The 14086-nt window shown below is 61.4% G+C and carries 12 protein-coding genes; 4 read left to right on the top strand and 8 right to left on the bottom strand.

The genetic code is table 11. The features are described 5' to 3' along the window. Positions 1–73: 73 nt before the first annotated feature. The 8 genes from M1D43_RS25915 to M1D43_RS25880 all read right to left on the bottom strand — a co-directional run bounded on the left by M1D43_RS25915 (position 74) and on the right by M1D43_RS25880 (position 8431). Positions 74–1051: a 3'-5' exonuclease gene (locus tag M1D43_RS25915; protein ID WP_017275987.1), complete on the bottom strand. Its 978-nt coding sequence runs from the start codon at positions 1049–1051 to the stop codon at positions 74–76. A 130-nt stretch (positions 1052–1181) separates the two neighbouring features. Next, positions 1182–1862 carry a DUF2161 domain-containing phosphodiesterase gene (locus M1D43_RS25910; protein WP_015242621.1) on the bottom strand — a complete coding sequence of 227 codons (681 nt, stop codon included), beginning with the start codon at positions 1860–1862 and terminating at the stop codon, positions 1182–1184. Positions 1863–2025: 163 nt separating this feature from the next. Next, positions 2026–3030, bottom strand: coding sequence for a TRAP transporter substrate-binding protein (locus M1D43_RS25905; RefSeq protein WP_015242622.1), 1005 nt, complete (start codon positions 3028–3030; stop codon positions 2026–2028). Positions 3031–3082: 52 nt separating this feature from the next. Beyond that, positions 3083–4360 (bottom strand): TRAP transporter large permease, encoded by a 1278-nt coding sequence (locus M1D43_RS25900; protein WP_015242623.1) that lies wholly within the window; start codon positions 4358–4360, stop codon positions 3083–3085. Next, positions 4360–4893, bottom strand: coding sequence for a TRAP transporter small permease (locus M1D43_RS25895; RefSeq protein ID WP_010967133.1), 534 nt, complete (start codon positions 4891–4893; stop codon positions 4360–4362). The genes M1D43_RS25900 and M1D43_RS25895 overlap by 1 nt, the downstream gene beginning before the upstream one ends. Continuing rightward, a complete protein-coding gene (locus tag M1D43_RS25890; RefSeq protein ID WP_010967132.1) occupies positions 4894–6090 on the bottom strand; it encodes a fumarylacetoacetate hydrolase family protein in 1197 nt (398 codons plus the stop codon). Positions 6091–6245: 155 nt separating this feature from the next. Further along, positions 6246–6971 carry a FadR/GntR family transcriptional regulator gene (locus M1D43_RS25885; protein WP_015242624.1) on the bottom strand — a complete coding sequence of 242 codons (726 nt, stop codon included), beginning with the start codon at positions 6969–6971 and terminating at the stop codon, positions 6246–6248. Between the two features lie 14 nt (positions 6972–6985). Beyond that, on the bottom strand, positions 6986–8431 hold the full coding sequence (locus M1D43_RS25880; protein ID WP_015242625.1) for an FAD-binding oxidoreductase: 1446 nt from the start codon (positions 8429–8431) through the stop codon (positions 6986–6988). 194 nt (positions 8432–8625) lie between these two features. Between M1D43_RS25880 and denD the strand changes: the two genes are divergently transcribed. The 4 genes from denD to otsA all read left to right on the top strand — a co-directional run bounded on the left by denD (position 8626) and on the right by otsA (position 14079). Further along, positions 8626–9609: a D-erythronate dehydrogenase gene (gene denD / locus M1D43_RS25875; RefSeq protein ID WP_015242626.1), complete on the top strand. Its 984-nt coding sequence runs from the start codon at positions 8626–8628 to the stop codon at positions 9607–9609. Beyond that, positions 9606–10487, top strand: coding sequence for an NAD(P)-dependent oxidoreductase (locus M1D43_RS25870; protein WP_015242627.1), 882 nt, complete (start codon positions 9606–9608; stop codon positions 10485–10487). Before denD ends, M1D43_RS25870 begins: the two co-directional genes overlap by 4 nt. A gap of 8 nt (positions 10488–10495) precedes the next feature. Beyond that, positions 10496–12274: an IlvD/Edd family dehydratase gene (locus M1D43_RS25865; protein ID WP_010967127.1), complete on the top strand. Its 1779-nt coding sequence runs from the start codon at positions 10496–10498 to the stop codon at positions 12272–12274. A gap of 413 nt (positions 12275–12687) precedes the next feature. Beyond that, the gene (otsA, locus tag M1D43_RS25860; protein ID WP_013845090.1) at positions 12688–14079 is read left to right on the top strand and encodes an alpha,alpha-trehalose-phosphate synthase (UDP-forming); all 1392 of its coding nucleotides are present in this window, start codon (positions 12688–12690) and stop codon (positions 14077–14079) included. Positions 14080–14086: the final 7 nt, after the last annotated feature.

Raw genomic sequence — 14086 nt, 5'->3', positions numbered from 1 at the left:
GCTCTAGGATCGTTTTGCGCCGGGATCCTCCGCCCCACCGAATGGATTGGGCACGCTGGACCGCGATGGTGAACTATCTTCGCGCTCTGTATCTGTCGAAAGCTGTCAGCCGCTGCGTCGCAGGATCTGCCTCGTCCCAGCGATAGATCTCCTTCCGAAGGAAGCCGAGTTCAGCCTCGAGCTCCTCCTCGGCGACCTCTATCCACCAGGATTTTGGGCGGCCGTCGCTGCCATCGGACCAGCGGTACCCGCGAACCTTCAGCACGTCCTTCAGGTCGAACGGCGCATTCTCCGCGAAAATCCTCACCCGTGAACGCTGGCTCGTTTTGTAAAGTTCGGCAAACGGCGGCAGTGCGGCGCCATCACTCGACTGTTCCAGGACCTCGAGGAGAGCAAAACAGTCATCTACAGCCCGATGCCCGTCGTGGAAATATCCGCTCTGACCGATCAGATAGCCGAGCTTCGTGCCTTCAAAGCCTCGGCCACTCCAATCGATTTCGGAGACCGAGCATGCCCAGGCCTTGCGGACAAACACATCCGAAAACGCTTCGCAAAACGGCCGATCGAAGCCGGCATTGTGGGCGATGATGAGATCCGCAGGCCCAACGATTGCTTGGACTGCAGCATTATCGATCGACTGGCCGGCAACCATGGCATCGGTGATACCCGTCAGCCGGGTGATGTCGGGTGGAATGGCGATGGCCGGCTGCTGCAAACCGCCATAAACAGCGACCACATCGCCGATCTCACCCTCCTCGTTGTAGGTGAACGAGACAAGCCCGATCTCGATGATCTCGCATTTGCGGGCATCGAGCCCGGTCGTCTCAGTGTCCAGGATGACGCCCCTCAGGGGAAAACCGGGCCTCACCTCGGATGCGACGGTGCGAGCTTCAAGCTTTCGCAAGATCCTGTAGCGACCCGTCGCCTTCAACGCGGCAAGCATCTCGGTTTCGGAGAAGGATGTCGATGCCCGCCGCCGGGCACGGCTTGCCTCGGCTCTCGCGGCTGCTGGTCGCACATCTCGGGCAAACATGTCGAGCTGAGAGGTCATCCGATCCCCATCGTTAAGGTGCGCCAACTCTAAAGCGCCGGTTGCCCTATGAACACCTCCCCCGTGCTCATACCCACCGATAATGCGATAGAGTACCCCACATGCGCTATTTTCAGCGCGTCGGCAAAAATCAGGCCGGGACGGCCGTTTTTGCCTGCATATTCAGCTGCGGCCACCGCTGCAGTGCTTCCCGTCCAGCCTCCGTCAAGCCGTAGACGCCTCTGTCGAGCCGTTCAAACCAGCCATAGACATTCGCAAGCAGTATCTTCCCGGCATCCGGTATGCTGGATCTGATTTCACGCACGCGCAGCGGGCCTGATGTCAGCGCCAGCGCACAGCCGAGCGCCTGCTGGCGGTACGCGGTCATGACAGGCGCGCGTGTGCTCCCGCCTATTGCGGGATCGCCGCGTCGCCTCTGGTGTTCGCGCATGAGCTTCGAACGCCGTTTCGGATTGGTTCGCGGCATCGGCGATACGGAGCCGACGATCACGCTGACGTCGCCGGCATCGGAAATGCCGAGCATGCCGAACCCGAGCCTGCGACAGAGATCGCGGTAGCGTTTGTCGGTCTCGCGACCTTTTCCCTTGGCCGAGACTCGCGCCGCGATCCAGACCTCGTCCGCGACAGCGGCGCGATCGACGGCCTGCAGTATGAGCTCCAGATTGAAGCGCAGCTTCAGCTCGCAGATCACGACCACGGGCGGATCGTCGTCGCTCAGGCCGACGAGATCGCAGCCGTCAACCTCGCCCTTGACGACGTAACCTGCCTTTTCGAGAAAGCCTTTGACGGGGAGATAAAGCGACGTTTCCATATGCCTGCAGGTTTAAGCGAAGAATCGCTGTGTAAACTATCTCGATCCGCCCGTAGGAGACAATCGTCCTACGGAATCGATAAAAGCCCACGGCTGGTCCACCGTGGGCTTCCTGGAAGGCATAGAGCATGGCCACGTTCCGTGACGTAGCCTGTTCTTTTGTTTACTTGCGGATCTCTTCCAGCTTGGCGAGAATGGCGTCTACCACGTCGGCACCGATCTCAGCCTTGTGCTTTTCATAGACGACCATGGACTTCTCGCGGATGCGAGCCTGTTCTTCAGCAGACAGGGTGTTCACTTCGAGACCAGCTTCCTTGATCTTCTCCAGCGACTTCTTGTTGAGGTCCTGGATGACCTTGCGCTCCTCGTCGCGACCGACGACTGCGCATTCACGCAGTGCTGCCTGCTCTTCCGGCGTATAGCTGTCGAAGATCGGCTTCGAGAACAGGAAGAGGAAGGGCGTGTAAGCGTGGTTCGTCTCGGTCACGTACTTCTGCACTTCGAAGAACTTCGACGTGTCGATCGTCACATAGGGGTTTTCCTGAGCGTCGATCGCCTTGGTTTCGAGCGCCGAGAAGACTTCGCCGAAAGCCATCGGAGTGGCGTTGGCGCCGAGGTTCTGGAAGGTGTCGAGGAAGATGTTGTTCTGCATCACGCGAACCTTCATTCCTTCGAAGTCTTCCCACTTGGTGACCGGACGAACCGAGTTCGACAGGTTACGGAAGCCGTTTTCCCAATAGGCGAGATTGATCAGGCCGGCAGCTTCCAGCTTCTCGTTCATCATGTCGCCGAAATCGCCATCGAGCACCGTGTAGGCTTCCTGAGCGTTGGCGAAGAGGAACGGCAGGTCGAATACGCCGAGTGCCGGGATGATGCCTACGAGCGGCGAGGACGACGTGACGACGGCCTCCTGTACGCCGGAGCGCAGGGCCTGCGTCGCCTGAAGGTCGCCGCCGAGCGCGCCGCCCCAGAAAGCGGTGAGCTTCAGCTTGCCACCGGATTTCTGATCGAGACAGGCCTGCATCGCCTTGATGCCGTTACCGACCGGATGGTCTTCGTTGATGCCGTTCGACACGCGGATGTTGCGGTCGTTGAACTCGGCGAAAGCCGGCGCCGCGGCCGAAAGACCGAAAGCGATGGCAGTCGTGGCAAGAAGCAGTTTTCTCACGGGGGTATCCTCCCTTGGATTTGTTGGTGAGGGGTTGCGGGTTAAAGCCCTTCTAATGCAGCCAGCGTGCGGGCACGATGACGATGTCCGGGAACAGGACCAGAAGGAAAAGCACGAGTATCTGGGCGACCAGGAATGGCGTCACGCCGACAATTACCTTGCCGAGCGGAACCCGGCCGACGCCGCTGACGACGTTCAATACGACGCCGACGGGTGGGGTCAGCAGCCCTATGCAGGTATTCATGATGAACAGGACACCGAAATAGACAGGATCGATTCCGGCCTGCTTGATAATGGGCATGAGCACCGGCGTCAGGATCAGGATCGTGGGCGTAAGGTCGAGTGCTGTGCCCACCACCAATACGACCAGCATGATGACGAACATCAGAAGCGTCGGGCGGTCGATCAGCGGAGAGATGAAGCCGGTGATTTCCGCTGGTATATTCGCTGCAGTTATCAGCCACGAGGAAACAAGCGCAGCGCAAACGAGGAACATGATCACAGCGGTGGTCTTCGCCGCCTGGAGGATGACACCCGGCAGGTCACGCGGCTTGAGTTCTCGATAGATGACCATGCCGACGAAGAGTGCGTAGACTGCGGCGACCACAGCGGCTTCGGTCGGCGTCACGACGCCGGCCTTGATGCCGCCGAGGATGATGACCGGCATGCCAAGAGCCCAAAGCGCGCGCCCGGTGGCGCGGAGCCGCTCTTTCATCGGCGTGCGTGGAAGCGGCTGGATATCATCCTTGCGCACGACCAGCAGCCACGTGGCGACGAGGGCGATACCCATGATGAGACCGGGCACGATGCCTGCCATGAAGAGCTGCGTAATCGAGACGTTCGCCGCCACCCCGAATACGATGAAGGCCATGGATGGCGGGATGACCGGGGCAATGACACCACCTGCAGCGATCAGGCCCGCGGACCGGGGAACGTTGTAACCGGCCTTCGCCATCATCGGGATCAGGATCGCCGCAAGTGCCGCAGTGTCGGCTGCCGCCGAACCCGAGATACTTGCCATGATCACGGCCGCCATGATGGCAACGATGCCGAGACCGCCGCGTATATGACCGACACAGGCGATTGCGAAATCTATGATGCGCCGCGACAATCCGCCGGCGTTCATCAATTCACCGGCGAGAATAAAGAACGGGATGGCGAGGAGCGTGAAGGTATCGGCGCCCGCGATCATGTTTTGAGCGATGATCTGGGTATTGAACATGCCCATGTACCACATGAGCATGACGCCGCAGAACATCAGCGAGAAGGCGACCGGCACGCCGATTGCCATGGCGCCGAGCAGCGAAACGATGAAGACGACAAGGGTCATTAAGTGCGCTCCGCCAGCTGCTCGAGAGTCATGTTTTCACCGGCAAAGGCGGCGATTTCTTCTTCCGTGACGCGCCCCGTCAGCAGGCGGACAAGGCGCTCGAGCGCGATCAGGACGACGCCCGCTCCGGTGAAGTATCCGATCCCGTAGACCCACAGCATCGAGATGCCGGTGACGGGTGCGGCCATCGAGGCGTTGATCGGCGACTGCTTCCAGGTGCCCCAGAAGAAGATCGCCGACACGGCGATGACAACGATATTGGAAAGGATCATGCAGATGATGCGGCCCTTGCGGCCGAACAGCGAGACCAGGGTCTCGACCCCGACATGCGAATTTTCGCGGAAGGTGACCACCGCACCGATGAAGGTGAGCCACACGAAGAAATACCGCGACATCTCGTCTGACACGTTGATGCCGGAGTTGAAGCCGTAGCGCAGCACGACGTTCAGGAACACCATCACGGCCATGCCTGCGAGCAGCACGATCAAGAGCAGCTCGAGCAATTTGTAGAAAGTATCGATCGCCTTTTGCATCTATCCCTCCCGTTTCGCCTGCAAGAGCCCGCGTTCGGCAAGATTCTTCATCAGAGCGCCGAGGCCGAAGCTCCACTTCGGGCAGCGGTCGCTATGATCGACCCAGTTTACGAGGCGTCCGAGGCGCGGCGTCGAGATTTCGACCCGGTCTCCAATTTCATGCGTGAAGCCGAGCCCGGTGCCCCGACGGTCCTTGACCGGCGCAAACATCGTTCCGAGGAAGAAGACCACACCATCCGGATACTGGTGGTTGTCGTTGAGAAGCTGCGAAACGAGGTCTTCCGGACTGCGGCTGATCGCGGACATCGGGCTGATGCCGGTCATCTTGAAACCTTCTTTGCCGTCGACGACAAGCGAGACTTCCGCCTGCTTCACGTCCTCGATCGTGAAAGCACCGTCGAAGAGCCGGATGAACGGGCCGATCGAGCATGACGCATTATTGTCCTTCGCCTTGCTGAGAAGCAGTGCGGAGCGGCCTTCGAAGTCCCGAAGATTGACGTCGTTGCCGAGCGTCGCACCGACGATCTTGCCCTTCGACGTGACGGCCAGCACCACTTCCGGCTCCGGATTGTTCCAGTCAGATTTGGGATGGATGCCGATATAGGCACCACAACCGACCGAAGACATGGGCTGCGCCTTGGTGAAGATTTCAGCATCCGGACCGATGCCCACTTCGAGGTACTGCGACCAAAGACCGAGCTCCTGGAGCAGCTTCTTGACCTCGGCCGCCTTGTCGGAGCCGGCGACGAGGCCTTTGAGATTGTCGCCGAGGACGGGGGCCAGCCGGCCGCGAATTTCCTGCGCGCGCAGCGGATCGCCCTTGGCCTGCTCCTCGATCACGCGCTCCAGCATGCTGTCCGCAAAGGTGACGCCGGCCGCCTTGACGGCCTGCAGATCGGCAGGCGCCAGAAGATCGCCCGCCTCGCCACGGAGGAATGCATCGAGAGAGCCGAGACTTGCAAAGCGCGACGGGTCGCGCAAAGCGTCGACAAGGCCGTCGATCTCAAGAAGCGCGGAAATCGTTGCCGCGAGCGGGGTCAGGTCGAAGACCTCTCCTTCCGAGATCAGGACCGGGCAAGGTCCGCCGGCGGTTTTGGACCAGACGCGCCCGACGAGCATCGCGCTTGATGCATCCGCGGGTTGGATTGATTCGGCGCTCAGTGCCTGTTCGAAACTCACGAGAAATCCTCCGCTCATCTCGTACCTCGAAGGTACGGGTCCTCTATTGTCAGGATGTCTGACAACGAGATGACCTGCTTCTAGTATGACTTTTTGGCCATGTCTAGGCCATCGGTAAGTAAAGTCTGATACGCCACCAAGACCTCACAGGCTGCGCCGTCCGACCCGAAAATTCAGGACGAGAAGCTTTCGATCGTCAGGTCCAGGCGGGCCGCCGCCCCGTTCAGATGATGGCGCATCGCCTCCTCGGCCTTGACCGGATCTCGCGCCGCCACGCCATTTCGGATGGAGACATGTTCCGCAATCGTGACTTCGACGATCTCCTCCAGTATTGCAGCGGCGCGCGCCGCGTTGATCGCCAGGCTGATCCGCTCCGCGATGAATCCGATGAAAAGCAGGAAATATTCGTTATGGGTGGCCGCCGCAATCGCGCGATGAAAAGCGAGGTCGGCGACGATCCCCTGCTCCGTCCATTTTTCCGCGCCGGTCATCTGCTGCAACGCCTCGTCGATCTTGCCCAAATCCTGCGGTGTATGATGGATCGCCGCAAGTCGAGCCGCCTCCACCTCAAGCGGAATACGGAGTTGAAACAAATCACGGAAACTTCCGCGATTAGCGAGATCTCCCTGCTCTATCCGGAGCGATTGCCGGCGATCGATTTCCGTGGCGAAGGCGCCGACGCCCTGGCGGGTTTCCACCAGGCCTTCATTTCGCAATTGAGCTATAGCCTCCCGCACCACCGAGCGGCTGACCCCGAAGGTCGTGGCGAGCAGATGCTCCGTCGGCAGTTTCTCTCCGGGGGCGATACGTCCTTCGGTGATCTCCCTGCCGATCTTCGCCGCGATGCGCGCGGGCAAATGCTCGCTCCTGCTGATCTGGCCGAAATCCATTGCCGCCAAGATTGCTCTCCCTTTTAGAATCTCAGTTGACAACCGGGATTCATGATCATCTCCGGGTCAACGGCATGCTTGAGCGCCGTCAACAGTTTTCGGCGGCTCGCGGGCAGCCTGGCGTCGAAATCCGGTCGCTTCAAGCGCCCAATGCCGTGCTCGGCGCTGATGCTTCCGGTATAGCGATCGAGCACCTCGTTCACGACCGTCTTGGCCCTGTAGATCAATTGGATCCGCTCCTCGGGCGTACTGCCGGCCGGCGGCAGGACGTTAAGATGCACATTGCCGTCGCCGACATGGCCATAGGAAACGCTGACGGCGCCCGGAAGCGCCTCGGACACTGCCTTTTCCGCCTCCTCTACGAAGGAGGCCAGCTGTGAGAGCGGTACGGAGATATCGGTGCGCATATGAGTGCCGCGTTTCGCCTGACCTTCGTTCATGCCCTCGCGGATCAACCAAAGATTGCGTGCCTGCGTCTGCGAGGCGGCGATCGTTCCGTCGAGGACCAGCCCTTCCTCCATCACACCTTCCAGGAAGCGCTGCATTAGATCGTCGATATCGATGAGGCCGGAGCCGGAAATCTCCATCAGCACATAGGCCGGATACTCCGCCGAGATGGGGATCGGCAGATCGGGCATCGCCTCCTGCGCCAGGGTGAAGGCGAGCGGCGGCATGAATTCGAAAGCCGACATCAGGTCGCAGCAGTCCCGACGCGCCCGGCGATAGAGCTTGATGGCATCTTCCAGGGAGGCAAGACCGAGCAGCGCCGTGGCTACGTGGTCGGGATAGGGCGTCAGCTTGACGGAGACGGCGGTGATGATGCCGAGCGTGCCTTCTGCACCGATGAACAGCTGCTTCAGGTCGATGCCGCGATTGTCCTTTCTCAACGTCGACAGGCCTTCGAGGATGCTGCCGTCCGGGAGGACCACTTCAAGGCCCAGCACCAGTTCGCGGGTCATGCCGTAGCGGAGCACGTTGACGCCGCCGGCATTCGTCGAAACATTTCCCCCGATCTGGCAGCTTCCCTGCGCGCCGAGCGCAAGCGGAAAGAACATGCCCATCTTCGCAATCGCGTCCTTGAGCTCGGACAGGATGCAGCCGGACTCGACAACCGCCGAAAAATCGGCCGGATCGATCTTGCGGATGCGGTTCATGCGGGAGAGAGAAAGCACGACCTGCCTCTCCGGAGCATCGGGGATCGCGCCGAGCACGAGGCCGGTATTGCCGCCCTGCGGCACGATCGAAAGCCCAAGTTCCCGGCAGGCTTTCACGGCCGCCGCCACCTGCTGCGTCGAGCGCGGGCGAATCACCGCCACGGTGCCGCTGGTTACGTCGCCATGCCAGTCGCGGCAGAAACGGAGCATTTCCTCCGTTTCGCTCAGCACGATATCTTCACCAAGCATCTGACGTAGCGCCAGGCGCAGTTCCGCAGGGCCTTTCGCATCCTCTATCGTGCCTGCGCTCGTCATGCTGCTTGCCCCTCCTCGCGCGCCTCTCAGAAAGCGCCCGTCATGCCTGCACGCGACCGAGAATCTTTCGCTCGAACCGCCACTATCCTGTTTTCAATCCGACCATATAAGGTTATCAGACAACCGTACAAGACAAAATTTTGATCCGCATGAAGACCTGATCGCATGCGGCCTCACTCAAGGAGGAGACATTCATGCATATCCTGATCATCGGCGCTGCCGGCATGGTCGGCCGCAAGCTCACGCAGCGGCTCGTCAAGGACGGCACTCTCGGCGGAAACCGGGTGGAGAAGCTGACGCTCGTGGACGTAGTGGCGCCGGAAAGGCCGCAGGGTTTTGCCGGAACGGTCGTTGCACGCGAAGGCGACCTTTCCGCTTCCGGCGAAGCCGAGAGGCTCGTCGAGGGGCGCCCGGATGTCATCTTCCATCTGGCGGCAATCGTCTCCGGTGAAGCCGAGCTGGATTTCGACAAGGGCTACCGGATCAATCTCGACGGCACGCGCTATCTCTTCGATGCGATCCGCCTTGCTCACGATCAGGACGGCTACAAGCCTCGCCTTGTCTTCACCTCATCGATCGCCGTGGTCGGAGCGCCGCTCCCCTTCCCCATCCCGGACGATTATCATCTTACTCCGCTTACGAGCTACGGCACCCAGAAAGCGGTCTGCGAGCTGCTGCTCTCCGACTACAGCCGCCGCGGCTTCTTCGATGGCATCGGCATCCGCCTGCCGACGATCTGCATCCGCCCCGGCAAGCCCAACAAGGCGGCTTCCGGCTTCTTCTCCAATATCCTGCGCGAGCCGCTGGTCGGCCAGGAAGCCGTGCTGCCTGTTTCGGAGGATGTCCGCCACTGGCACACCTCGCCGCGCTCGGCGGTCGGCTTCCTCATCCATGGCGCGACCATCGACCTTGAAAAAGTTGGCCCGCGTCGCAACCTTTCCATGCCGGGTCTCAGTGCCACCGTGGGCGAGCAGATCGAAGCGCTGCGCCGCGTTGCCGGCGAAAAGGCCGTGCAGCTGATCCGCCGCGAACCCGACGAGATGATCATGAAGATGGTCGCCGGCTGGGCGCCGGGCTTCGAGGCCAAACGCGCCACCGAACTTGGCTTCACTGCCGAAAAGAGCTTCGACGAGATCATCCGCGTTCACATCGAGGATGAACTGGGAGGGAAGCTGTGAGCGGGAAGACGAAGATTGCCTTTCTCGGCACGGGCTTGATGGGGGCACCGATGGCGCGGCGCCTGCTCGGTGCCGGTTTTTCGGTTACGGTGTGGAACCGTGACGCCGCCAAAGCCGAGCCGCTGGCCGCCGACGGTGCTGACATCGCTGCCTCGCCGGCCGATGCTGTTGCCGGCGCAGCTATCGTCTTCACCATGCTGACCAACGGCCAGGCCGTATCCGAGGTCCTGTTCGAGCGCGGCGTCGCCGATAGCCTGGCGGAAGGTACGATCGTGGTGGATTGCAGCTCCATAGCCCCGCAGATCGCCCGCGAACATGCGCGCAGATTGGCGGAAAAAGGCATCCGCCACCTCGACGCACCGGTTTCAGGCGGCGTGGTGGGCGCGGCCGCCGGTACGCTCGCCATCATGGCCGGCGGCGATGGCACCGCGGTCGAAAGCCTGAAGGAAGTTTTTGCGGTGCTCGGTCGCGTGACCCATGTGGGCCCGAGCGGTGCCGGCCAGGTCTGCAAGCTCGCCAACCAGCAGATCGTGGCCGTCACCATCGGCGCGGTGGCCGAAGCCATGGTTCTGGTGGAAGCCGGCGGTGCCTCGCGCGCGGCCTTTCGGGACGCAATCCGCGGCGGCTTTGCCGAAAGCCGGATTCTCGAACTGCACGGCGCCCGTATGGTGGAGCGCAACTTCGCCCCCGGCGGCGCATCGAACAACCAGCTGAAGGATCTGAACGCCGTCATGGCCATGGCGGATGATCTCTCCCTCGAGCTTCCCCTGACCAGGCAAGTGCGGCAGGAATTTGCCGATTTCGTCGAGTCCGGCGGCGGCGAACAGGACCACAGCGGACTGCTTCTGCAACTCGAAAAGCTCAACCCAAGGAATTAGGTCCCGCCATGACTGACAAACCCCAGCGCCGCCTGCGCTCACAGGACTGGTTCGACAATCCGGACCATATCGATCTGACGGCGCTCTATCTGGAGCGCTTCATGAACTACGGCGTGACGCCGGAGGAATTGCGTTGCGGCAAGCCCATCATCGGCATTGCCCAAAGCGGCAGCGATCTCACCCCATGCAATCGGGTGCATATGGATCTGGCGAAGCGCGTGCGCGACGGCATCCGCGATGCCGGGGGCATTCCGATCGAGTTCCCGACGCATCCGATTTTCGAGAACTGCAAGCGCCCGACGGCCGCCCTCGATCGCAACCTCGCCTATCTCGGCCTCGTTGAAATTCTCTACGGCTATCCGCTGGATGGCGTGGTGCTGACCACCGGCTGCGACAAGACCACTCCCTCCGCCCTGATGGCGGCCTCCACGGTCGACATCCCGGCGATCGTGCTCTCCGGCGGCCCCATGCTCGACGGCTGGCACGAAGGCGATCTCGTCGGCTCCGGCACGGTGATCTGGCGCATGCGCCGCAAGCTCGCGGCAGGCGAGATCGACCGCGAGGAGTTCATGCAGGCAGCACTCGATTCGGCTCCCTCCGTCGGCCATTGCAACACGATGGGCACGGCTTCGACAATGAACGCGATGGCCGAAGCGCTCGGCATGTCGCTCACCGGTTGCGGCGCCATCCCCGCTGCCTATCGCGAGCGTGGGCAGATGGCCTATCGTACCGGACGCCGCGCCGTGGAACTCGTCTTCGAGGACCTGAAACCCTCCGACATCCTGACCCGGGAAGCCTTTCTCAATGCCATCCGCGTCAACTCGGCGATCGGCGGATCGACCAACGCCCAGCCGCATCTTGCGGCCATGGCGAAGCATGCCGGCGTCGAGCTTTACCCGGACGACTGGCAGGTCCATGGTTTCGATATCCCGCTGCTCGCCAACATCCAGCCGGCGGGCGCCTATCTCGGTGAACGCTATCACCGCGCGGGCGGCACCCCCGCCATCATGTGGGAGCTCCTGAAGGCCGGAAAGCTCGACGGCGGCTGTCGCACCGTCACGGGAAGGACGGTGGCCGAGAACCTCGAAGGGCGCGAACCCACGGATCGCGAAGTTATTCGCCCCTTCGACGAGCCCCTCAAGGAAAAGGCAGGCTTCCTGGTGCTGAAGGGCAATCTCTTCGACTTCGCCATCATGAAGATGAGTGTCGTCTCCGACGATTTCAGGAAGCGCTACCTTCAGGAGCCGGGCCGCGAGGGCGTTTTCGAGGGCAAGGCCGTGGTCTTCGACGGCTCGGAGGACTACCACAAGCGCATCAACGACCCTGAACTCGACATCGACGAGAACACCATTCTGGTGATCCGCGGCGCCGGCCCGCTCGGCTGGCCGGGGTCGGCGGAAGTCGTGAACATGCAGCCGCCGGATCATCTCTTGAAACGCGGCATCAGGAGCCTGCCCACCATCGGCGACGGACGTCAATCCGGCACGGCCGACAGTCCCTCCATCCTGAACGCCTCGCCGGAGAGTGCGGCTGGCGGCGGTCTCGCCTGGCTGCGCAGCGGTGATGTGATTCGCATCGATTTCAACCTGGGTCGCTGCGACATGCTGGTTTCCGACGAGGATATCGAAAGACGCAAGGCGGACGGCATTCCCGCCGTGCCGGCCGATGCCACGCCCTGGCAGCGCATCTACCGCAAATCCGTCACCCAGCTTTCCGACGGCGCGGTGCTCGAAGGCGCAGCAGACTTCCGGCAGATCGCCAAGAATATGCCCCGCCACAATCACTAGAGCACTTCCAGGAAAACTGTGTAACGGATTTCCGTCTGGAAGTGCGTTGGATCAAATGCTCAAGCGCAATTCCAGGAGGCGTTCGTAGCTTCCAAATCCCTGATGATGGAAGGGCGGCTCCGGCCGCCCTTTTGTATTCAGCGGGCAGCTGCCACCCGGGGCATGAAAGTGCGGCGGCGCGGAAATCATCACGCACCGCCGACAAACCCGCCATTTATCCAGTTCGTCCACGCCCGCCGAATCACAAGCGCTTGAAACGGCTTCGACACCGGAGCGGCCGTCGCGGCTCCACGCGCGAGTTGCACCCTCTCGACGATTTTCGCGTCGGTGGGATCGTCTGCGTCGGAAACGCGTTCCCCCTCCTGAACGTTTGAGCGCCAAGTGTATATTTTCTTGAATGAAAGGAATTCGGCATGAGCCGTCTCGTCATTGTTTCCAATCGTGTGCCCGTCCCTGACAAGGGAGGCATTGCGCCTGCCGGTGGGCTGGCGGTCGCGCTGAAAGTCGCCCTTGAAGAGCATGGCGGCATCTGGATGGGCTGGTCGGGACGATCGAGCGGAGAGAACGAGCCGGAGCCGCTTGCTCAGTTGCACCAGGGCAATATCACCTATGCGCTCACGGACCTGACTGATACCGACGTCGGAGAATATTACCACGGCTTCGCCAACCGGGTTCTTTGGCCGATCTGCCACTACCGGCTTGATCTTGCCGAATACGGTCGCAAGGAGATGGCCGGGTATTTCCGCGTCAACCGCTTCTTCGCCCATCGGCTGGCGCCGCTCGTCAGGCCCGATGACGTGATCTGGGTGCACGACTACCATTTGATCCCTCTCGCCGCAGAACTCCGTCAAATGGGCTTGAAGAACCGGATCGGCTTCTTTCTCCACATTCCCTGGCCGCCTGCCGACGTACTCTTCACGATGCCCGTTCACGAGGAGATCATGCGCGGCCTGTCGCACTACGATGTCGTCGGTTTCCAGACCGATCATGATCTTGAGAACTTCGCCGGCTGTCTCAGGCGGGAAGGCATTGGCGATGAACTCGGTGGAGGCCGCTTCAGTGCCTATGGCCGCGTATTCAAGGGCGGCATCTATGCAATCGGCATCGAGACTGCGGCCTTTGCCGAATTTGCCAAAAAGGCATTGACCAACAAGACCGTCAGGAAAGCGCGTGAAAGTATCGAGCACCGGAGCCTGATCATCGGTGTCGATCGCCTCGATTACTCAAAAGGGATCACGCAGCGCATCGACGCGTTCGAGCGCTTCATCCTGGCCAATCCGGCCCAGCAGGGGCGCGTCACCTATCTGCAGATCACGCCGAAGTCGCGGTCCGAAGTGCCGGAATACGAAGCCATGCAGCGAACTGTGGCCGAACAGGCCGGCAGGGTGAACGGCGCGCTCGGCGCTGTTGATTGGGTGCCCATACGCTATATTAACCGTTCGGTAGGCCGGCATATTCTTGCAGGGCTTTACCGGCTTGGCAAAGTCGGCCTGGTGACGCCGCTTCGAGACGGGATGAATCTGGTTGCGAAGGAATATGTGGCCGCGCAGGACCCGGACGATCCGGGCGTGCTCGTGCTTTCGCGGTTCGCCGGGGCCGCCCGCGATCTAAGAGGCGCCCTGCTCGTCAATCCCTACGATATTGAGGGTACCGCAAACGCTATGGCGCGCGCGCTTAGCATGCCGCTCGAAGAGCGGAAGGATCGCTGGAAGACTATGATGGATCACTTGCTGGAACACGACGTCTCGCGCTGGTGCCGGGACTTTCTCAATGATCTGGCGACATCACCGGATCCGTCGGGTTAGATTGCTG

It is taken from the genome of Ensifer sp. R1-3 (assembly GCF_056739175.1).
The sequence above is the reverse complement of the archived record's forward strand: the minus strand, read 5'-3'. Positions and strand labels throughout refer to the sequence as shown.

Coding starts and splice junctions, on each gene's coding strand:
- M1D43_RS25915 (WP_017275987.1), bottom strand. CDS start 1,051: ATGACCTCTCAGCTCGACATGTTTGCCCGAGATGTGCGACCAGCAGCC.
- M1D43_RS25910 (WP_015242621.1), bottom strand. CDS start 1,862: ATGGAAACGTCGCTTTATCTCCCCGTCAAAGGCTTTCTCGAAAAGGCA.
- M1D43_RS25900 (WP_015242623.1), bottom strand. CDS start 4,360: ATGACCCTTGTCGTCTTCATCGTTTCGCTGCTCGGCGCCATGGCAATC.
- M1D43_RS25895 (WP_010967133.1), bottom strand. CDS start 4,893: ATGCAAAAGGCGATCGATACTTTCTACAAATTGCTCGAGCTGCTCTTG.
- M1D43_RS25890 (WP_010967132.1), bottom strand. CDS start 6,090: ATGAGCGGAGGATTTCTCGTGAGTTTCGAACAGGCACTGAGCGCCGAA.
- M1D43_RS25880 (WP_015242625.1), bottom strand. CDS start 8,431: ATGACGAGCGCAGGCACGATAGAGGATGCGAAAGGCCCTGCGGAACTG.
- denD (WP_015242626.1), top strand. CDS start 8,626: ATGCATATCCTGATCATCGGCGCTGCCGGCATGGTCGGCCGCAAGCTC.
- M1D43_RS25865 (WP_010967127.1), top strand. CDS start 10,496: ATGACTGACAAACCCCAGCGCCGCCTGCGCTCACAGGACTGGTTCGAC.
- otsA (WP_013845090.1), top strand. CDS start 12,688: ATGAGCCGTCTCGTCATTGTTTCCAATCGTGTGCCCGTCCCTGACAAG.